The sequence below is a fragment of the Bacillus sp. SA1-12 genome (assembly GCF_000981385.1).
GTDB lineage: Bacteria > Bacillota > Bacilli > Bacillales > Bacillaceae > Metabacillus.
The window spans coordinates 51,612-72,340 of record NZ_LATZ01000128.1; the positions used below are offsets into that span (position 1 = coordinate 51,612).

Here is a 20,729-nt window from a genome sequence, read left to right on the forward strand (position 1 = left end):
GAACCGTATCATATTATATACCAAAATTGGTTGGTGTATGACCTTGGGATAACTAGCCAGGCAATTAGGAAATGTTATTAAAATTCGTAACTCTGCACAAGAAGCTCCGGGCTTTCTTTCTAAAAGACGGGCAACGATAGATCCTCATCATTCTCTCGATAGACCATAAGAGCAAGAATGAGGTCGAAGCGGGTGCATTTTCCTTGCTAAAATGAGGTACAACATAGATAAGTCACAATGAATATGACAAAAATTTAGGATGAACTTAATTAGGAAGGACGGAGAGTTTGATGGAAGCTAGTATCAATCTTTCATTTGATGAAATGTGGGAGAAAATCCTTGCTTGTGACCATAAATATGATGGATTATTTTTTACGGCAGTAAAAACAACAAAAATATATTGCCGTCCTTCCTGTAGATCTAGGAAGCCTAAAAAAATAAATGTGGAATTCTTCTGTGACATAAATGAAGTTGAAAAAGCTGGGTATCGTGCTTGCAAAAGATGTCAGCCAAAATCTGAGCATTCTCCGCATATTGGGCTTGTCAAAAATGTGATTGCCTTTTTAGTAAATCATTATAAACAGAAGCTGGAATTACAGGATATTGCAAATCATGTTGGGGTAAGTTCCTTTTATCTAGAACGGGTATTTAAACAGGAAACTTCAGAAACTCCTCGAACATATTTGCAAAAAATACGAGTTGATAAGGCGGTTCATCTTCTAAAAAGCACAGACCGAACGAATCTTGAGATTTGCTACGAGGTTGGATTTCAAAGTCCTTCAAATTTTTATAAAGTATTTCGCCGTCTGAAAAATTGCTCGCCTAGTGAATATCGAGCTCTTCTTAATAAGGAGTTAGAACAATGAAATGGATTGATCAAGGGTCATATCTTGAACTTTTCCCGCCAAAGGAATTTAATTTTAAGGAGTGCCTCGTATTCTTAGGAAGATCAAAGCAAGAGGTATTACATCAGATTAGAGAAGAAAGTGTATATAAACTGTTAAAAATAAATGGAGAAACGCTCTTAATAAAAATAGGGGGGAACCAGAATTCGATTCAAGTAGAATTCCCTATCAGTGCCCCATCTAAAAGTGCCCGAAAAAAAGTGGCCGCCTATGTATGGAAATGGTTTGATCTGGATCAAGAGTTGGAAAACTTTTATTTAATGGCGTGTAAAGATAGAATTTTACAACAAATAGTCCAGCAATACTACGGTTTACGAATTATTTGCATTCCAGATTTATTTGAAGCTTTAACATGGGCGATTATTGGACAACAAATTAATTTGCCATTTGCTTACACATTAAAAAAACGTTTCGTGGAACATTTCGGGGAGAGTCTTACCTTCAATGGACATACCTTTTGGTTATTCCCAGAATTTCAACGAATAGCTATGTTAGATATAGATGATTTAAAAAGGCTTCAGTTTACTTCAAGGAAGGCAGAATATATTATTGGCGTTGCAAAAGCTATGGAAAGCGGCAAATTAACCAAAGCAGCTTTGCTTAAACAACAAGAGTATCAGCTAGTTCATAAATCTTTAATGGCAATCAGAGGTGTCGGAGCTTGGACGGCAGACTATGTCATGATGAAATGCTTACAATTTTCTTCTGCTTTTCCAATTGCTGATGTAGGTCTCCACAATGCAATAAAGATTCAACTTGGGCTTGAACGCAAACCGACAATTGAGGAAATTGAAGAGATGACAATACACTGGGAAGGTTGGCAAGCATATGCTACCTTTTATCTATGGAGGTCCTTATATGAGTAAATTACATAAATTGGATTACAAAACACCCATTGGTGTTCTAGAAATTGTCGGTACAGATGAAGCGATCAGTTCGATTATGTTTACTGAACGGGATCACATAATAAATTCAGTGCAAGATGAAACTCCATATGTCTTGGAGAATTGCCTTCATCAACTTGATGAGTATTTTAAAGGGGAGCGGAGTAATTTTACAGTCCCCTACCTCGTTGAGGGTACAGACTTTCAAAAAACGGTGTGGAATGCTTTAAGAAGTATACCCTACGCCGAAACGGGATCCTATAAAGATATTGCTGTTTCAATTGGGAATGAAAAAGCCATTAGAGCGGTTGGTAGTGCAAATAGTAAAAATAAGTTAAGTATTGTAATTCCATGCCATCGAATTATCGGGTCAAATGGAAAGTTAACGGGTTATGCAGGTGGTTTATGGAGAAAGGAATGGCTTCTTCAGCATGAGAAAACTTGTAATAAGGAACATAAGTAGAGCTCTAAGGCACCGTTTTTGGATTTAAAAAATAAGCACGGATCATAACGCCTTTAATAACAAAGAAGACCACTAAACAGTGGTCTTAATTATTAATTAATAAGCTGTCCAACCGCCATCTACAGCAATAACTTGTCCATTCACAAAACTTGCTTCGTCTGATCCTAAAAAGATGGCCATCTGTGCAATTTCTTCTGGTTGTCCTACCCGTGGATTAATCTTCAGTCCTAATGCTTGGCGGCTTGCGCCAAACTCACTTATATTCTTCATTGAAGAACCTATATTAGTCATGACTGCTCCAGGAGCAATACCGTTACAACGAATGTTTTTGTCAGCATACATAAATGCAGTGTTTTTTGTTAAACCAACAACTGCATGTTTAGAAGCAGTGTAAGCAGCACCAGCACGTGCACCGAATAATCCACCAGCAGAAATGTTATTGACAATTGTACCGTGACCTTGTTCTAAGAATCGGTTTACCGCAATACGCATTGATTTCATTACAGCTGTTGTATTGACAGAAAAAACTTTCTCCCATCTTTCGTCTGAAATTTCACCAACAGGCTCCATCCCATCCATAATTCCTGCATTATTAACAAGAATGTCTAATTTCCCAAAAACCTGTATGGTTTCAGAGAATAATTGATGTAAATCTTTTTCGGAAGTTACGTTTGTTTGAATAGCAATGGCTTCTGCACCTAAAGCTTTCATTTCCTCCGCTACAGTTCGAGCACCCTCTATGTTTAAGTCTGATACAACAACTTTTGCCCCTTCTTTAGCATAACCTTCTGCAATTGCTTTCCCCATGCCTGAAGCAGCACCAGTGATAATCGCTACTTTGTCTTTTAATCTCATTCAAAATGTCCTCCTTTATTTAAAAATAGAAAGTATAACATCTTTGAACATTGTTTTGATTCTAGCTCTACTGATCAAGTATTGCGCTTTACTTATTGCTTAGCAGAAAATAATAAAATGCTTTAACTGTAGGCAAGCACTTCGGCATCCAGCTCCGAAGAACAAAGTGTGCAAGTGCAGACAGTACGCTTAACGCCATAGTTTTTGACTGCCAGCGCCTTAGGCCCTCTAGGATCTAGCCAATTTTGAATTGAAGGCAAAGGACTTCTTTTATTCAAAATCGTTTTAGTTGCCCGAGGCAGTTCTAGGAGTTTGGTACTTTGTTATTGTACAGTTGTTTAATAAAAATTATAATAATATAGAGAAGCGCTTACAATAAGCAAAATAAATAGATCTGTTCATTAATTAACAGAAAGTAAGAAATGTGTTTAATAAGAGGTGAAAAAATGTCACGCACAGATTTGCGAATTGTAAAAACAAAAGAAGCTTTGCATCATGCATTGTTGGAATTACTAAACGGAAAAGCTTTAGAAGAAATCTCAATATCGGAAATTTGCAGAAAGGCAAAAATAAATCGGGGTACGTTTTACTTGCATTATAGCCAAATTGAAGATTTATTTGAGGAGTACTTTAAAGAAATTACTGCAGATTTGACTCGCTCTTATCAAGAACCTTATCGATATGCATCGGTATTAAAAATAAGCAAGTTAGACTCTTCAACCATTCGTATTTTTCATCATATTGAAAAATATAAACCTTTTTATCGTATTGTTTTTTCAAAAAAAGTACCGCTAATGTACTATTATTTATTATTCGAGGAAATACGCCATTTATTACTTCAAGATAAAGAATCCTCCCTTAAAGACGGAATCAATCCTGAGCTTTTTTGTGCCTATCAAGCGAATGCCATTATAGGCATCATTATAGATTGGTACAAAAATGATTTTTCTTATCATGCAAGCTATTTAAATAATCAACTCGTTCAAATTTTAAATATGAAAATAAACACTTAAAAGGTACATTAATAACCGAAAAACAAGGCAAAAAAATGAAGGTTTGTCCCTAGTCTTTTGTTCCGAAAGCTTTGGTGGAAAGACTTCTCACTTTTTTACAAGCCCTAAATAGTTTATAATTATCAGATAATAGTAGAAATTTTAATGGATAAATCATTATAATAGATATGATGTGGTTTTTTATTGAGACAGGGAAGGTATGTATCTAGGTGCCGCTTTGCTTTTGGTGACACCTAAGCAGGAGCGCCGACTCTTTTTTACAAATATAGGGGATAAGGAAGGGTACAATGAGCAACATACAGAATAAAACAGACGTTATTTTAATTGGTGCCGGAGTCATGAGCGCGACTTTGGGATCATTATTAAAAGAATTAGCACCAGAATGGGAAATCAAAGTGTTTGAGAAACTTGCAACACCGGGAGAAGAAAGCTCAAATGAGTGGAATAATGCAGGGACGGGCCACGCAGCGCTTTGCGAGCTTAACTATACTTCTGAAAAAGCTGACGGATCTATAGATATTAGTAAAGCGATTAAAATTAATGAACAATTTCAGCTTTCAAGACAATTTTGGTCTTATTTAGTAAACAGAAATTTGATCCGTAATCCGCAAAACTTTATTATGCCACTGCCTCATATGAGTCTAGTACAAGGTGAAAAAAATGTAGCTTTCTTGAAAAAACGATTTGAAGCGTTATCAAACAATCCTTTATTTCAAGGGATGGAGTTCTCTGATGATTCTAAAAAACTGAAGGAATGGATTCCGCTTATCATGGAAGGCCGTACATCGAATGAACCGATTGCAGCAACAAAAATTGACTCCGGGACTGATGTCAATTTTGGTGCTTTAACACGTATGATATTTAACCACTTAAAGAGTAAAAACGTTGAGATCAACTATAAACATAGTGTGAAAGATATTAAACGTACTAGCGAAGGCTTGTGGGAATTGAAAGTTCATAATATTGATAGCGGTATTACTGAAAATCATACTGCTAAATTTGTCTTTATCGGCGGCGGGGGCGGAAGTCTGCCTTTACTGCAAAAAACCGGTATTCCTGAGTCAAAACATATTGGGGGCTTCCCAGTAAGCGGACTCTTTATGGTTTGCAATAATCCAGAGATTGTAGAACAGCATCATGCCAAAGTGTACGGTAAAGCGAAGGTTGGTGCTCCTCCAATGTCTGTTCCGCATCTTGATACAAGATATATTGATAACAAAAAATCATTGCTGTTTGGACCGTTTGCCGGTTTCTCACCAAAGTTCTTAAAAACAGGATCCTACTTTGATTTGCTAGGTTCTATTAAACCGAATAATCTCCTCACTATGTTAGCAGCAGGTGTAAAAGAGATGGCATTGACAAAATATCTGATCCAGCAGGTACTTTTGTCGAATGAAAAGCGTATGGAAGAATTGCGTGAATTTATTCCAACAGCCAAAAGTGAGGATTGGAGTATAGTAGTAGCAGGCCAACGTGTGCAAGTTATTAAAGATACTGAGGCAGGGAAAGGAACACTTCAGTTTGGTACAGAAGTAGTCAGTGCTGCTGATGGCTCAGTAGCTGCATTACTCGGTGCTTCTCCGGGTGCTTCTACAGCTGTTCATGTTATGCTTGAGGTCTTAGAAAAATGCTTCCCAGAACGTATGATGGAATGGCAACCGAAAATTATGGAAATGATTCCTTCTTACGGCGTATCATTAGCAGAAAACCCAGAACTATTCCAAAAGATTCATACTTCAACAGCACAAACACTTGGTTTAAACGAAAAAGAACCAGTCTTTAGTTAATTATTTAAATATAGAGGTAAAGGTAGTAAATGAAAAAGTTCATATATAATAGATTATCATTGAAAACAAAACTGAGAACCTTTGATCTAACTCTTGATTGAAGGTTCTTTTTTATGCTTTTTAGTAAGTTAGTTGTTATTAGGCAATAGAAGGGGATGTTAAAATTTAGGTTATTCTTTGAAGAGGGACTCTGAGGGAGCAAAGGTTAAGGGAGGCCTAAGCCGGATGGAGCGCTGAGTAGGTTATCGGATCACCTGCTTTAGATGAGCGTCTGTGGCGGAAATTAACATGGAAAAGAGCCGTATCTATAAATAAGAGATTAATATGAAACAATCTCCATACCCGATAGATTATATGGAACAAAAACAATCATTTGTTCCATATAAACATCCACATTTATTTTCGAATGTGGTACATTTAAGCGAAAACATTTACTAATAGAGGGATTCAAACGTGACTTCTCAATTAACTGCTTATATTACTCTTGTTTGCACATCAGACGTATTTAATTTGTATTTATGTTTATATGTATATTTAAAGCGCCACAACTATACAAAAATTGCAAAATTCTTCATTTTCTAACTTTGATAAGGTTTGGTTTTTACTATCGGGAGATTCATTTCCCTTTCATTTAGATAAGGCAGCCTTCAATGAGGAATTACAGCTGAATACCGGTCATGCTGGGCGTATTTATCAGGTTCGTACCTCTCAGTTACAACATGATTAAAATAGCAAAGGTTTATTAGTTATTTTTACTGATATTACAGAGCTAAAAAGGCTGCAGATAAAATTAGAGCACCAAGCTTATTATGATGAGCTGACACAAATTTATAATCGCCGTGCATTTTTTGAGCAATCTGAAAAGGATTTGGCTGAAGCAAAGAGAGATTCATTGCCATTTACGGTTATATTAATTGACGTTGATTATTTTAAAAGAGTGAATGATACCTATGGTCATAATGTTGGTGATCAATTGCTTGTACATGTCGCAAAGGCTTGCCAAACGCAACGGAAGGAAGGCATGCTGTTTGCACGGTATGGTGGAGAAGAGTTTGTCCTTTCCATGAAAGGGTGTACAGCTTCGGAAGGAGAAGCGCTGGCCAATCAGGTGCGCAAGCATATTGAGTCACAGCCTCTTATTACGGATGAGGGAGTTATTTCTGTTACGTTAAGCCTTGGCGTGGCTGAAGCAGCAAGAGAGGCTGGAGAAACTCTCTACCAACTTCTAAATGATGCGGATCACTCTTTATATTCAGCCAAACGAGGAGGACGTAATCAAGTCCGTGTCTATAAAGAGTTATATGAAGTTACTGTTTAACATGAAAAGATGATGACAATGCAATAGCGTTTCCTAGGTCAAAAAGAGGGTCACTACCAAAGGTTGTGGCCCTCTTTTACATTCAACAAATTTACTTTTATTTTTTATCTATTAAGCTAGTCTTTTTACGATGTTTTCTAACTCCTTTGTTAAGGTGCCATTTTTATATTTTTCGATAAAACAGCTATATAATACTTGGATGAGATCTTTTACACTGAATGTTATATCAGGTTCTATAGTTGCTAAATCACTTAAAATGACTTCTAGCCTTAGCGCTTTTTTTCGTTTAATTGTACAGTCTATCCTTTTTTCTCCTTGAATCTTTCTATGAATGTGAAGTACTTCTTGTTCTCCTCTATAATGATAGACTTTGATGGGATGCGGTATTCTTGAATGTAACTCTCTGAATAAACCATAAAAATTCTTACGATTGTTCGCCTGATACAGAAAATCATCAAGAAGAATGCTGATCAGATTAGTTTGGGTAAACGGTTTATTGATTGCCTCGGAAATGTCCTCACAAAATAACTCACCTCTAAGAAATTCTGAAGCAGGAACAGAAATTGTGTAGGTTAAGTCAGTGTTGGAAGAAAACCTTCTTGATACAGTATGAATGAATTTGTCCAAAAGTCCTTTAGGATGATATGTCAGCTCATGAAGTTCTTCTTCATATATCGCATATAAATGTTGATTAGAAGAGGTCTTACTCATTATCATTCCCTACTTTCTAAATGGTTCTATCAATTTGTTATATTGCTAGTCTATTCGAGAGAGAGTAATGATAGAACGTTTAAACTAATAAGTTTTTGTATAAACTAGTAGAAAAAATGGAATAGGATGGGAGAGTAAGATGTCTACTAAAAGGAAAGGCAAGAAAAATAGTCTAGAGGGAGTCGACAAAAAAGTATTAAAGCAGTTTGCCTATACAGCGAAAAAGTCAAAAACAGTTTCTGCTTTTAAAGTAAGATAGGTTAGCAAAAACTAAAAAAATTGAGGTGTATTTTCTTCTATATGATCGGGAAAATGATACCTCAATTTTTTATTTATATAAAAACACGTTCAATTTGTCGTTGTTGTCAATTGTCGCCAGCAGAACATTTTTTACCTCGGTCTGATATAAGCTCTCTAAATTGGTAACCAGCCATCTTTCATCCTTCTGAGCTTCGTTTAACTCTTTTTTAATAATTTTTCCATCCATAATGATTGTCTTTGGCAAATGGAAAGCATTCGTTTTTATTTGTAACATTTCTGCTGTGACAGGCAAATATTTTGGGTCTAAAAAAATGGATATTTTTCCCTCTGCCTCCCAAAATGCTAAGGCTACCTTTTGGATATCCTCTATTTTTTCTTTTCGTAATTCTTCTAACAAAACATCAATAGATATTCTGGCATGGAGTAATCCTTTATAATGAATTTCACCGTTTTGAATGAGTTTGATCGGTTTATGATTTACCCAGTTTCGAATCAAAGGCCATTTTAGAATTGAAAATATGCTTGCCAGGTATAAAATCACCAAAACCATAGTAGTGATGACAGACCCTTTTAACCCAAGTTCTTCATCTGATAAAGGATGAGCGATAATGTTGCCAATAACTAATGCAATGACGAAATCAAGAAGTCTTAATTGGGAAATTGCTCTCTGGCCTAACACCTTCGCAATAATAACTAAAAAGAAAAATGAAACGGCAGCTCGCAGGACCCATTCTAATGTAGTAAGTGATGCTTGGCCGTGGAAAAAATCCATGTAAAACACATCCTTTGTCTCCATAAATCATCTTTAGTTTTCCAATTTCTTTTCTTAATAACCAACAATCAATGATAAATTTTTAAGAGAAAGGACATTAAAGTAAATGCTGATAAATGAAGGTTTTTTGATAGGGTAACCTAAGGTTGCGTGTCTTGTAACTATTGCTATCTTTACATTTAATATATGTTTTAACAATAATGGAGTAGAAACAGGAGGAAGGTGAATCCCAGAATGAATTTTGCAGAGAAATTAAAAAAGGGGAGAAAAGAGAAAGGCTGGTCTCAAGAAGAACTAGCCAAAAAACTTTTTGTTAGCAGACAGTCAGTTTCAAAGTGGGAGAATGGTCGTTTTTTTTAGAATTTTGGCCCTTTAATTTTAATGATTGGCGGAGGTATCGGTTCCGGTGCTATTAAAGAAAAGTATAAAGAGGACTAGGAAACACGTATTATTAAAGAGTACATATGTAAAAGGGATCAGGATTTCCTCTCTTAATTGCTTTAAACTTAAAAAAGAAAGTCACTTAACTACCAGTCAGATAGCAAAGTGACTTTCTGCCATTTATCGATTAATTTCGGATGAGATAGTCAAATGCACCAAGGGATGCATTAGCGCCTGATCCCATTGAAATAATGATTTGTTTATAAGGGCTATTCGTGCAGTCTCCTGCAGCAAACACTCCAGGGATGTTTGTTGCTCCATGATTATCTACAACAATCTCACCCATTCTCGTACGTTCAACAGTATCTCCTAACCAATCTGTATTTGGTACGAGACCGATCTGAACAAAGACACCTTGTAATTCAATATGATGTTCTACTTCTGTATCACGGTCAATATAGGAAATACCGTTAACTTTGTCGGTGCCGGTAATTTCTTTTGTTTGAGCATTCTTGATTACTGTTACATTTGGAAGACTGTAAAGACGGTCTTGCAAGACAGAATCTGCTTTAAGCTCTGGCATAAATTCAAGAACTGTAACATGCTTCACAATTCCTGCGAGATCAATTGCCGCTTCAATACCAGAATTACCACCGCCAATAACGGCTACGTGTTTTCCAGCAAACAATGGACCATCACAGTGAGGGCAGTATGCTACACCTTTATTCTTAAATTCAGCTTCGCCAGGTACACCAACATTACGCCAACGAGCACCTGTTGAAAGAATGACGGTTTTACTCTTAAGAACAGCACCGTTTTCTAATTCAATTTCAATGAGGTCACTCTTTTCTAAGCGTTTGGCACGCTGTAAGTTCATGACATCTATGTCGTACTCTTTCACATGTTCTTCAAGACTTGCAGCGAGTTTTGGACCTTCTGTATATTTCGTACCGATAAAGTTTTCAATACCCAGCGTGTCCATAACTTGGCCGCCAAAGCGTTCAGCTACAATCCCTGTACGGATGCCTTTACGAGCTGCATAGATAGCTGCACTTGCACCTGCTGGACCTCCGCCAACAACAAGTACATCAAATGGATCCTTATCAGCAAATTCTGATGCATCTGGAATACTGCCTACTTTAGCCAGGATTTCCTCCAGTGACATACGGCCGCTGCCGAATGATTCTCCATTTAGAAATACGGTTGGTACTGCCATGATACCTTTGTTTTCAACCTCATCTTTAAATGCTGCGCCATCAATCATGGTATGAGTAATGCCTGAGTTCAGAATACTCATTAAGTTTAGAGCTTGTACAACATCAGGGCAGTTGTGGCAGCTTAGGCTGATGTAGGATTCAAAGTGATATTCACCTTTAATACTTTTAATTTGGTCAATGACCTTTTGTTCAACCTTGGGAGCTCTTCCGCTCACCTGCAGTAAAGCCAGCACAAGTGAAGTAAATTCGTGTCCAAGAGGGATACCAGCAAAAGTTACCCCAGTGTCTTCGCCGATGCGATTTACACTAAAGCTTGGTGTTTTAGGCAATTCTGTGTTTTCTACTTTAATTCTTGGTGACATAGTAGCTAGTTCATCAACTAAAGCCAGCATGTCTCGAGAAACGTCATCGGAGCCTGCATTAACTTTTAGCAGCACGTCACCTTCCATCATTTCAAGATATTGGGCTAGTTGTGCTTTAATATCTGCTTCAAGTATCATGAATCTCGTTCTCCTTAAATTTTCCCTACAAGATCAAGACTTGGCTTTAATGTAGCAGAACCTTCTTGCCATTTTGCTGGACAAACTTCACCTGGATTGTTACGTACATATTGTGCTGCTTTAATTTTGTTAACAAGTGTGCTTGCATCACGGCCGATTCCGTCCGCATTAATTTCAACTGCTTGAACAATACCGTCTGGATCGATAATGAAAGTACCGCGATCAGCAAGACCTTCTTCTTCGTTTAAAACGTCGAAGTTGCGAGAGATTTTTTGTGAAGGGTCACCAATCATGATGTACTCAATTTTTCCAATTGCTTCTGAGTGATCATGCCACGCTTTATGTGTAAAATGAGTATCTGTAGAAACAGAGTATACTTCAACTCCAAGTTCTTTTAAGGTTGCATATTGATTTTGAAGGTCCTCAAGCTCAGTAGGACAAACGAATGTAAAGTCTGCTGGATAAAAGCAAACAACACTCCATTTTCCTTTAAAGTTTTCATCAGAAACTTGAATAAAATCTCCGTTATGATAAGCTTGCGCTTTGAATGGTAATACTTCTTTTCCGATTAAAGACATAATAAATTCCTCCTGGTATAAATTTTGAGTATGTTAGGAAAAATCGTTAATGCGATTCCTAACAATTAATAATTATAATTTGTTTTTAATTATAATTAGTTATTTAAAATAATTCTAATACAAAAGCTATTATTATATAAATCTTATTATTTTGTCAAGGATTAAGTTTTGAGTTGATGAATTTAGAGGAGGGGTGTATAGGTAGCAACACTGATAAATAGTTTTTTTCACAAATTTATAGGAGATTCGCTGATAAATAGGTGGTTTTTGTTGATATTATTGAAGTAGTGCTGATAATATGTTGATTTTCGCTGATATATTTTGGATAACGCTGATGTATAGTTGAATTCCGCAGATATATTTTGAAAAGCACTGATAATTACTTGAATCTGCTGATCTATCATGAATGGGAATGTATTCCAATGTAAGACTAATTATTAAGGGGAGTTTTAACTGAGGCCATAGATCCTAGAAGGGAAGCTTACATTTTCAATTAATCTCAATATTTCTCAATTAATTAGTTAGTGTTTGTTGAACGGTTATCTAGCCTATTCAACAACTATCAGTAAGCTGTAAAAACATTGGTTGTCATATAAAGAAAGTTCATTAGATTCCCTTACAAAATGCTTACTAGCACTTGGAAAATGAATGATTAACAACGGGGAACAAGGTTGAAATCCGTATTTCAAAGGATGGTTTAGTATCTGTAACTGGCAGGGCAACACAGCAAACACTAAATGAGTTATTTCATTTGAATGAAATTAAAAGAATAAAAAATAAATAATAACTGATGAGAAGTGGCTGTCTAAAATGTGCTTTCCTTTTTTGAGACAGCCACTTACTTTTTTTAATAAAGTCAACACAGAAATCCTACTTCTTTCTTTCACCCTCAGGTAACTTCTCAGGATTCAATGTCATGTACATTTCGTAGATTTCCCCCTCAAGAATATAAAAGCTAACAATACAATAAATTCTTTCATTCATATAAATGATAATTGCTGGCTGGCCATTGACGTTTTTTACTTCAAAAGAAAAGTTAGTTGCATGTTTTTTGATGATGCCAAATAAGAAGGCTGTCACATTTGAGGAGGTAATGATTGGGCGAATAGCTGCTCTAACTTTTCCGCCGCCATCAGAGTATAAGATAATATTTTCTGAGATAAGATTTAATAAATCATCGATGTTTCCCCTTTGAAATGCCTGGATAAACAGATTAACTATTGACTTGTTCTTTTCGTAGTTTAAGCATTCATCTTCTACTCTGGATATTTTATGTTTCGCCCGACTATAGATTTTTCGGCAGTTCTCTTCTTTTTTTTCAATTGTTTCTGCAATCTCTGAATACGAGAAATCAAATACTTCTCTTAAAAGGAGAACAGCTCGTTCATCAGGCGTTAAATGCTCCATCATTCGTAAATACGCAATGCTTAATCCTTCCTTTTGCAAAAAATGTTCGGACGGATCTGCTGATTGATCTAGCATAAGAGGTTCTGGATTCCATGGTCCAACGTATTGTTCGCGTTTGTATCGGGCTGATTTTAGGACATCAAGGCAACGGTTTGTCATCATTTTGCAAAGAAAGGCTTTTTTATTTTCAATGCTGTATTCATCTATCTGATAGGCCTTTAAAAAGGTTTCTTGAACAAGATCTTCGGTCTCCGCAGCCGATCCTAACATGCGGTAACCTAATGAAAACAAGAGTGGTTTAAGCTGTTGGTAATCCTCATTTGTAATTTGCAAGGTCTTTCCTCCTTGTGTTTAAGATAATATCTTCCGCTGCTTGCTTGCCGCTGCTAACAGCTCCATCTGCCAATATGTGTTCAGGTGAGGCCCAGTCTCCAGCTATATATAATCCAGGAGTTGCTGAATTATACCGGCTCAGCTTTTGCTCATCTCCGATACGAGGTAAGCGTTGATTAACGGTTATTTGAGGCATGAACCGACTGGAAATTACACACTGTTGCCAGCCTGGCTGCAACTTATTTAAAAATTGTTCAAGTTCGTGCTTTACTTCTATTGCCTCAATAGGGTGGTCGGGATGGTGATATTTGAAGACATGAAGAACCACGCCTTTTCCATCATCAGATAACTTTGCATAATTTGAATGAACAGAATAGTAGTAGGGGTGCTCCATATCCATTGCAAACAATCGTTTTGTATTAGGAAGGTGAGTCAAAGAGATATCAAATGTTGCCCCTTTTACAGTCTTTATACTTGAAAGAAATGACTTTTGTTGAGGATTGATTTTGTCGCCAAGCATGGCAACTAATTCTTGAGGGCCAACTGTAGATATGACATACTTCCCATATATTTCATCTCCGTTTGAGCAGTTTACTAGAATCTGTTCGTGTTCGATAGGGATGAGTTGTTTAACAACAGTATTTGATTGAACTTGAATTCCTGAAATCACCGCTTTATTATGCAGCTGGTCAATTATCGTTTGCCAGCCTCCGTCAATGTAGCGGACTCCGCCAAGCGCACTTTTTAAATTGGCGACAATTATTTTTGCACTTGTCTGCTCGGGTGCATGGCAGTACGACACAAGTCTGCCTAGAACGAAAAGGAGTGACTGTACCTTTTTAGAATTTGTCATTTCCTTAACCCATTGCTCGAAGGTGTGCTCGGCTAATAGATCGGTATTAAGATGAGTTGTTTTTGTCAAAACTGCAGCCCATTCGATCCTTTCCTTCCAATTGAGTAAGTTGGTTGACATGGCTGAGAAAAAATGAAAAGGTGCGGTGTATTCGATATCGTTTTCTATTAAAATACCAGCTAATGAAGGTGAATTTCCATACAGGTTAATATCAAGTTCTTCGAGAATGGACATGGCTTTTCCTTTATTATACAAGGCATGTGGTCCTAAATTAAAATACTTGCCTTTGATCCTGTTTGTTTTCGCTCTCCCGCCAACTGTATTGTCCTTTTCAAGCAGTAATACAGATAAATCTTTTTTTGCCAAGTAATTAGCTGCCGTAAAACCTGCTAATCCGCCTCCGATTATGATAACATCCCATTTTTGAGTCATCATTTAACCTCCAATATTTATTTTTGACTCAGTTAACCTAATTTCCGCTGCAGGTGCTTATCTTTATCTGATGATCCAGGAGTCTCGCACCTTTAGGGCAAACCAACATTGAGTTGTATTTTTGGGGAAATAATATTCTTGTCAAATGGATAACACCTTAGAAACCCAGCATAGAAGCGCTGAGAGTGGAGACTTTCATTCATTGGATCTAATCTGCATGCATTTCCCCTTTTCATAACTCATGACGAAACAGCGCGTATAATTGTGACAAAGAAATAGGTGGAATTTGTTATGGCGGTATGTGGTGCAGGCTTATGGTACAATCAAGGTAATTAGATTTAGACGGAATTTCATATCTAGCCTTGAAAAACGAAATTATAGGTAGAAGTAGGCGAGACATTTGGAGATAGAGTTAAATCAAAAAATAATTGAAAAAATGTGCGGTACTGTCTCCTTTAAACGAGGAGACTCTTTTTATCGTGCCAATAAAGTAAAGTTTAAAAGTTATACTTCTAATTGTTGTGAAGCAGTCGTTGAAGGAACGGAGGATTTCCATGTCACTATTAGTAAGGAGCCTAATGGAAAGATTCAGACCGAATGCAGCTGTCCCACATTAGCTTCGTTTAAAAACGATTGTCAGCATATTGCGGCTGTTTTACTTGCACTTGCTAAAAAGCAACATTCAGGAGCACCAGTTGAATCTTCAACAAATCAAGGACTGACAGAAGGGCTAATGACTATTTTTAAAAGGCGTCCTTCCCGATCAAGCGGCAGCCAGCTTCATTTTGAAAATCGGCAAGTTCTTGATTTAGAGTTTATATGCAAACCAGTCATGGTTAGAAAAGAGCAAAACTTGTTTGCCGTAGAAATATCAATTGGTGATTTCAAGATAAAGCAAATTCGTGATTTTCTAAAGCATGTAAGGGAAGGGGATCCATATGTTCTATCGGACTCCTTTACATACGATCCAGATCTTCATTGTTTTCAAAAAGGAACTAATGATGTGATTCAGCAGCTCATCCAAGTGAGCTACGATGAAAGAGTATATATTGGTGAACTGCCAGATAACCATGAACTAACAAACAGCGATCATATGTTAGTTGTTCCTCCGTCTTCCTGGGAACGATTTTTACAACGCATCATACTGGCTCCCTACGTAAGACTGGAATATGACCGCAAAACGTTTCATGGTCTCCAACGATCTGATGAACATCTTCCTTTAGCGTTTTATTTTTCAAAAAATGCAGGGAAGAGCTATCAGCTAAGGATAAAAGGGATGGATCAGTTCATAATTCTAAAATCATATAGCGCTGCTATCTATGATGGAAAAGTGATTGAGTTAAGACAGGAGGACTGCAACTATCTCTCTGATTTGAAGCAGCTGCTTGATGCTTCGGGAATGAATCAAATCCCAATTGCCCAGAACCAGATGGAGTTTTTTATAGAAAAGGTGCTCCCAGGATTAAAAAGATTAGGCAGCTTTCATTTATCTGAGGAACTATCCAAGCATTTTGAAAAGACGCCTTTGATAGCAAAATTATACCTAGATCGTGTGAAAAATCGCCTGTTAGCAGGTCTGGAATTTCATTACGGGAATATTGTGATTAATCCTTCTGAGAGTCGTGATATCAGAACAGGAGCCTTCTTTATCAGGGATATGGAAAAGGAAGAAGCTATTTTAGAATGGATGGAGAAGAGCTCGTTTGCGGAAACTGATGGCGGATACTTTTTGCATAATGAAGAGCTTGAATATACGTTTTTGTATCACAATCTTCCAAAGCTTCAAAAGCTCGTTCAGGTTTATGCAACTACAGCAGTAAGGAACCGCGTAATCAAGGGAAATAATCAGCCGAAAATCAGGGTAAGGGTAAAAAAGGAGAGGACCAACTGGCTGGAATTCAAATTTGAAATGGATGGCATACCTGATCAGCAAATACGTGATGTTTTAGTGGCTTTAGAGGAGAAAAGGAAATATTACCGGTTACGTAATGGATCATTGTTATCATTAGAAACACGGGAATTTGAAGAAATTCAACGGTTTTTGAAGGCTGCTCCTATACAAGATGAAGACCTTGAAGCGGGTTTACAGGTACCAATTGCCGGAGGATTTCAGCTTCTTGATACAGCTGATGATCAGGTCTTTTCTTTCGAAACATCATTTCATCAGTTCATAGAATCGATCCAACATCCAGACAATCTGGCGTTCAATGTACCAGAAAGCTTAGAAACTATTTTACGAGAGTACCAAAAGCAAGGTTTTAGGTGGATGAAGAGCATTGCTAATTACGGATTTGGAGGAATTCTTGCCGATGATATGGGATTAGGGAAGACACTGCAAAGTATTGCGTTCATTGTCTCAGAACTTTCTGTTATCCGTCAAAAGAAACATCCTGTTCTAATTGTTTGTCCCTCATCTTTGACGTATAACTGGCTAGGCGAAATAAAAAAGTTTTCTCCCGATTTACAAGCTGCAGTTGTTGATGGCAGCAAAGATAAGCGCGCTAAGCAATATAAGGGTCTTAAGGAGATGGACGTTATTATTACTTCCTATACGCTGTTACGCAAGGATATAAAGTGGTTTGAAAAACAATCGTTTCACACCGTATTTTTTGACGAGGCACAAGCGTTTAAAAATCCTATCACACAAACAGCGAGGACAGTAAAAAAGGTTAAAGCAAATCATCGCTTTGCCCTTACAGGTACACCGATAGAGAATTCACTAGAGGAGCTGTGGGCAATTTTTCATGTTGTATTTCCAGAACTATTCTTAGGGTTGAAAGAATATAGCAGGCTTACAAGGAAAAAGATCGCTCGGAGGGCACGACCATTTATGCTTCGCAGGGTAAAAGAGGATGTCCTTTCAGAGCTTCCCAAGAAAAATGAATATATGGAAGCAGTAGAGCTATATCCAGAGCAAAAGAAATTGTATGCGGCTTATTTAGCAAAACTGCGACACAAAACATTGAAGCATTTGGACAAGGATACCATTCGAAAAAATCGAATCAAAATCCTTGCAGGTTTAACACGGTTACGGCAAATTTGTTGTCATCCTGCCTTGTTTATAGATGGCTATAAAGGCAGGTCTGCTAAATTTGAACAGTTGAAACAGATCATAGAGGAGTCAAGGTCCTCCGGCAGAAGGGTGTTAATTTTTTCCCAGTTTACAAAAATGCTGGATCTAATAGGGAGAGAATTAACCAATCAAGGACTACCATATTTCTACCTTGATGGACAAACTCCATCAGAGGAACGAGTGGAAATTTGCCATCGGTTTAATTTAGGTGAACGTGATCTCTTTCTCATTTCCTTAAAAGCAGGGGGGACAGGTCTTAATCTGACTGGAGCAGATACTGTTATTTTATACGATACGTGGTGGAATCCGGCAGTTGAGGAGCAAGCAGCTGACCGTGCTCACCGCATGGGACAGGTAAATGTCGTTCAAGTGATTAAACTTGTTACACGTGGAACAATTGAAGAAAAAATGAGTGAATTACAGGATAAAAAGAGACAATTAATAGAGGAAATGATTGATTCGGATGAAAAAGCGACTGCCACTCTTACGGAAGAGGATATTCGAGAGATCTTAATGATGTAATTGAATGGACGAAAAGCGGAATGAAAAAGATATGAGGGGCAAATTAAGAGTTAGTCAATTAACAATCAATCCGAACATTTTGAGCATGTATTTTTGAGCTTTTCTTTGTTCATGCTACAATGATTGATACCTAAAGGAAAGAGGTGTAATGATGAAAATAGAAGTATGGTCAGATTTTGTATGTCCATTTTGTTATATAGGGAAGAGAAGATTAGAATTGGCTTTAGAACAATTTCCGCATAAAAATGAAGTTGAGGTTGAATTTAAAAGTTTCGAATTAGATCCAAACGCACCATTGTATTCGGGGAAAAGCATTCACGATGTACTCGCATCAAAATATGGAATGAGCATTGAACAAGCCAAACACAATAACGTACAACTAGGTCAACATGCAGCTAGTGTGGGTTTAACTTTTAACTTTGAGGAAATGAAACCGACAAATACTTTTGATGCTCATCGTTTGGCAAAGTTTGCGAAAGAACATAAAAAAGAAAAAACGATTACAGAAAATCTGCTCTATTCTTACTTCACAGAATCTAAAAATATTAGTGATATAGATACGCTCGCAGAAATTGCTGAAGCTTCAGGTTTAGATCGACAGGAAGCTTTAGATGTTCTAAATGATAAAACGGCTTATGCAAATGATGTTCGAATTGATGAAGGAATTGCAGGGCAATATGGGATTTCTGGTGTTCCTTACTTTATTATTAATCAAAAATATGCCATTTCAGGTGCACAGCCACTTGAAACCTTTGTTGGCGCACTTCAAAAGGTGTGGGAAGAAGAAAACCCAAAGCCTAAATTCCAGGAACTTTCCTCAGATGGAGCCAACGGTGCTATTTGTACAGATGGCAGCTGTGAAATACCGCCAAAAGAATAATCGTTTAAATGTTATATCGTTCTATGCGAATCGCTGATCATATAGGAGACCTGCAACGAACTATAACAAATGAAATAATGTGTGATAAAAAAGAGGCAGTCCCAAAAGATTTCAATCCTTTGGACTGCCTCTTCATTCATAGATGAAGTTCTACAAATAATTTTTACCCAATGGTTTATTGCCAATTTGTGTGAAAAACACCTTCCATGTCATTTCGCTCATACGTATGGGCGCCAAAATAGTCACGTTGTGCTTGTAGTAAGCTTGCATTTGATTTTCCTGTCCGGTAGCTATCATAATATGTGAGGGAAGAACTTAAGCATGGAAGCGAGATACCGGAATTAATGCCTTCGCAAACAACTTTCCTTAAGCCCATTTGATATGCTTTAGCCTTATTTGCAAAATAAGGAGCAGTTAACAAGTTATTGAGATTTGCTTCTTGCTGGAAGGCTTCGCTTATAACATTTAAAAATTCTGCGCGAATAATGCAGCCGCCGCGGAAAATAAGAGCAATATCTTTTAACGGTAAATCCCAGCCGTTAAGCTCTGAAGTCATTTTATACTGTGTAAATCCTTGAGTGTAAGCACAGATTTTCCCCATGTATAAAGCTTGTTTGATATACTCAATCCACATCTCTTTATCTAAATTCTCCTGCTCCATCTCTGGGCCAGCTAAGATTGTATCGGCATACACTCTTTCGTCTTTTAAAGAGGAGATGTAACGTGCAAACAATGATTCGGTAATAATGGAAGAGGGGATGCCATTATTAATCGCTTGGATGCTTGTCCATTTGCCTGTTCCTTTTTGGCCAACCTTATCTAGGATAACATCGATTAATGGCAGACCTGTTACATCATCTTTTTTCTTTAAAATTTCTGCTGTAATTTGAATTAAATAACTTTTTAGTTCCCCTTGATTCCAAGATTCGAAGATATCGGCAATTTCATCAACAGTTAATTGCAATCTTTCTCTTAAAAAAGTGTAAGCTTCTGTGATTAATTGCATATCCGCGTACTCGATGCCATTATGGACCATTTTAACGAAGTGGCCCGCACCTTTTGGACCAATATATACACAGCAAGGAATATGGTCAACCTGTGCAGCTATTTTTGTTAGAATCGGAGCTACTTTTTCATAAGCATCTTTATCTCCGCCAGGCATAATAGATGGTCCTTTTAATGCACCGACCTCGCCGCCTGAAATGCCAATTCCTAAATAATCGATTCCTTTCGCTTTTAACTCTTCAAATCTGCGTTCCGTATCCTCATAATGGGAATTACCGCCGTCCATAATAATATCTCCAGCCTCAAGAAAAGGAACTAATGAACTGATTACCGAGTCAATCGCTTTTCCGGCTGTCACCATAAGGAAGATTTTTCTTGGCGTTTTTAAAGATTGGACAAAATCTTGTACTTCGTAATATGGGTTGAGTGAATGACCTGAACTTTTTTCCATTAGTTTATCGGTTAAATCTCTAGTGTAATTATAGACGGCCACTTGTTCACCTTTAGTAGCCATATTTAACGCGATATTACTGCCCATTACTCCTAAACCGATGACACCAATTGTATTCATTATTTCTT

At 37.2% G+C, this 20,729-nt stretch carries 17 protein-coding genes; 9 read left to right on the forward strand and 8 right to left on the reverse strand.

Annotated elements, in window-relative coordinates; translation table 11 throughout:
- Positions 1–290: 290 nt before the first annotated feature.
- The 3 genes from WQ54_RS24495 to WQ54_RS24505 are packed head-to-tail and all read left to right on the forward strand — an operon-like array spanning position 291 to position 2,252.
- The gene (locus WQ54_RS24495) at positions 291–866 is read left to right on the forward strand and encodes a bifunctional transcriptional activator/DNA repair enzyme AdaA (protein WP_046588238.1); all 576 of its coding nucleotides are present in this window, start codon (positions 291–293) and stop codon (positions 864–866) included.
- Positions 863–1,771, forward strand: a complete 909-nt coding sequence (locus tag WQ54_RS24500) for a DNA-3-methyladenine glycosylase (protein WP_046588240.1) — start codon at positions 863–865, stop codon at positions 1,769–1,771. The genes WQ54_RS24495 and WQ54_RS24500 overlap by 4 nt, the downstream gene beginning before the upstream one ends.
- Positions 1,764–2,252 carry a methylated-DNA--[protein]-cysteine S-methyltransferase gene (locus tag WQ54_RS24505; RefSeq protein ID WP_046588241.1) on the forward strand — a complete coding sequence of 163 codons (489 nt, stop codon included), beginning with the start codon at positions 1,764–1,766 and terminating at the stop codon, positions 2,250–2,252. Before WQ54_RS24500 ends, WQ54_RS24505 begins: the two co-directional genes overlap by 8 nt.
- Positions 2,253–2,348: 96 nt before the next feature.
- On the opposite strand, the gene WQ54_RS24510 is transcribed toward WQ54_RS24505, so the two are convergent.
- A complete protein-coding gene (locus WQ54_RS24510; protein WP_046588243.1) occupies positions 2,349–3,107 on the reverse strand; it encodes an SDR family oxidoreductase in 759 nt (252 codons plus the stop codon).
- Between the two features lie 446 nt (positions 3,108–3,553).
- On the opposite strand from WQ54_RS24510, the gene WQ54_RS24515 reads away from it, so the two are divergent.
- From WQ54_RS24515 to WQ54_RS34935, 3 genes are all read left to right on the forward strand, one after another.
- Positions 3,554–4,120: a TetR/AcrR family transcriptional regulator gene (locus WQ54_RS24515; RefSeq protein ID WP_046588245.1), complete on the forward strand. Its 567-nt coding sequence runs from the start codon at positions 3,554–3,556 to the stop codon at positions 4,118–4,120.
- A gap of 287 nt (positions 4,121–4,407) precedes the next feature.
- Positions 4,408–5,907: a malate:quinone oxidoreductase gene (locus tag WQ54_RS24520; protein ID WP_046588247.1), complete on the forward strand. Its 1,500-nt coding sequence runs from the start codon at positions 4,408–4,410 to the stop codon at positions 5,905–5,907.
- A gap of 784 nt (positions 5,908–6,691) precedes the next feature.
- On the forward strand, positions 6,692–7,225 hold the full coding sequence (locus WQ54_RS34935) for a GGDEF domain-containing protein (protein WP_269431592.1): 534 nt from the start codon (positions 6,692–6,694) through the stop codon (positions 7,223–7,225).
- A gap of 111 nt (positions 7,226–7,336) precedes the next feature.
- Here the strand turns inward: WQ54_RS34935 and WQ54_RS24530 are convergent, their stop codons facing one another.
- The gene (locus WQ54_RS24530) at positions 7,337–7,936 is read right to left on the reverse strand and encodes a hypothetical protein (protein ID WP_046588249.1); all 600 of its coding nucleotides are present in this window, start codon (positions 7,934–7,936) and stop codon (positions 7,337–7,339) included.
- A gap of 328 nt (positions 7,937–8,264) precedes the next feature.
- Entirely contained in the window at positions 8,265–8,969 is a 705-nt protein-coding gene (locus WQ54_RS24535; RefSeq protein WP_046588251.1) for a DUF421 domain-containing protein, read from the reverse strand.
- Between the two features lie 234 nt (positions 8,970–9,203).
- On the opposite strand from WQ54_RS24535, the gene WQ54_RS34415 reads away from it, so the two are divergent.
- Positions 9,204–9,329: a helix-turn-helix transcriptional regulator gene (locus tag WQ54_RS34415; protein ID WP_046588253.1), complete on the forward strand. Its 126-nt coding sequence runs from the start codon at positions 9,204–9,206 to the stop codon at positions 9,327–9,329.
- A 208-nt stretch (positions 9,330–9,537) separates the two neighbouring features.
- Here WQ54_RS34415 and ahpF read toward each other — a convergent pair whose 3' ends face one another.
- The 4 genes from ahpF to WQ54_RS24560 form a co-directional block, all read right to left on the reverse strand.
- A complete protein-coding gene (gene ahpF, locus WQ54_RS24545; protein ID WP_046588254.1) occupies positions 9,538–11,067 on the reverse strand; it encodes an alkyl hydroperoxide reductase subunit F in 1,530 nt (509 codons plus the stop codon).
- A 14-nt stretch (positions 11,068–11,081) separates the two neighbouring features.
- Complete coding sequence (gene ahpC / locus WQ54_RS24550; RefSeq protein WP_046588256.1) at positions 11,082–11,645, reverse strand: alkyl hydroperoxide reductase subunit C; 564 nt, start codon at positions 11,643–11,645, stop codon at positions 11,082–11,084.
- An 870-nt stretch (positions 11,646–12,515) separates the two neighbouring features.
- Positions 12,516–13,385, reverse strand: a complete 870-nt coding sequence (locus WQ54_RS24555; RefSeq protein ID WP_046588260.1) for an RNA polymerase sigma-70 factor — start codon at positions 13,383–13,385, stop codon at positions 12,516–12,518.
- Entirely contained in the window at positions 13,369–14,673 is a 1,305-nt protein-coding gene (locus WQ54_RS24560) for an NAD(P)/FAD-dependent oxidoreductase (RefSeq protein ID WP_231597641.1), read from the reverse strand. Before WQ54_RS24560 ends, WQ54_RS24555 begins: the two co-directional genes overlap by 17 nt.
- A 397-nt stretch (positions 14,674–15,070) precedes the next feature.
- On the opposite strand from WQ54_RS24560, the gene WQ54_RS24565 reads away from it, so the two are divergent.
- Both WQ54_RS24565 and WQ54_RS24570 read left to right on the forward strand, forming a co-directional pair.
- Positions 15,071–18,265: a DEAD/DEAH box helicase gene (locus WQ54_RS24565; RefSeq protein WP_046588265.1), complete on the forward strand. Its 3,195-nt coding sequence runs from the start codon at positions 15,071–15,073 to the stop codon at positions 18,263–18,265.
- A gap of 151 nt (positions 18,266–18,416) precedes the next feature.
- Positions 18,417–19,145, forward strand: a complete 729-nt coding sequence (locus tag WQ54_RS24570) for a DsbA family oxidoreductase (RefSeq protein ID WP_046588268.1) — start codon at positions 18,417–18,419, stop codon at positions 19,143–19,145.
- Positions 19,146–19,320: 175 nt separating this feature from the next.
- Here WQ54_RS24570 and gnd read toward each other — a convergent pair whose 3' ends face one another.
- Positions 19,321–20,724 carry a decarboxylating NADP(+)-dependent phosphogluconate dehydrogenase gene (gene gnd / locus WQ54_RS24575; protein WP_046588270.1) on the reverse strand — a complete coding sequence of 468 codons (1,404 nt, stop codon included), beginning with the start codon at positions 20,722–20,724 and terminating at the stop codon, positions 19,321–19,323.
- Positions 20,725–20,729 lie beyond the last annotated feature (5 nt).

Coding starts and splice junctions, on each gene's coding strand:
- WQ54_RS24530 (WP_046588249.1), bottom strand. CDS start 7,936: ATGAGTAAGACCTCTTCTAATCAACATTTATATGCGATATATGAAGAA.
- WQ54_RS24495 (WP_046588238.1), top strand. CDS start 291: ATGGAAGCTAGTATCAATCTTTCATTTGATGAAATGTGGGAGAAAATC.
- ahpC (WP_046588256.1), bottom strand. CDS start 11,645: ATGTCTTTAATCGGAAAAGAAGTATTACCATTCAAAGCGCAAGCTTAT.
- WQ54_RS24535 (WP_046588251.1), bottom strand. CDS start 8,969: ATGGATTTTTTCCACGGCCAAGCATCACTTACTACATTAGAATGGGTC.
- WQ54_RS24505 (WP_046588241.1), top strand. CDS start 1,764: ATGAGTAAATTACATAAATTGGATTACAAAACACCCATTGGTGTTCTA.
- ahpF (WP_046588254.1), bottom strand. CDS start 11,067: ATGATACTTGAAGCAGATATTAAAGCACAACTAGCCCAATATCTTGAA.
- WQ54_RS24510 (WP_046588243.1), bottom strand. CDS start 3,107: ATGAGATTAAAAGACAAAGTAGCGATTATCACTGGTGCTGCTTCAGGC.
- WQ54_RS24515 (WP_046588245.1), top strand. CDS start 3,554: ATGTCACGCACAGATTTGCGAATTGTAAAAACAAAAGAAGCTTTGCAT.
- WQ54_RS24570 (WP_046588268.1), top strand. CDS start 18,417: ATGAAAATAGAAGTATGGTCAGATTTTGTATGTCCATTTTGTTATATA.
- WQ54_RS24560 (WP_231597641.1), bottom strand. CDS start 14,673: ATGATGACTCAAAAATGGGATGTTATCATAATCGGAGGCGGATTAGCA.
- WQ54_RS24500 (WP_046588240.1), top strand. CDS start 863: ATGAAATGGATTGATCAAGGGTCATATCTTGAACTTTTCCCGCCAAAG.
- WQ54_RS34415 (WP_046588253.1), top strand. CDS start 9,204: ATGAATTTTGCAGAGAAATTAAAAAAGGGGAGAAAAGAGAAAGGCTGG.
- WQ54_RS24520 (WP_046588247.1), top strand. CDS start 4,408: ATGAGCAACATACAGAATAAAACAGACGTTATTTTAATTGGTGCCGGA.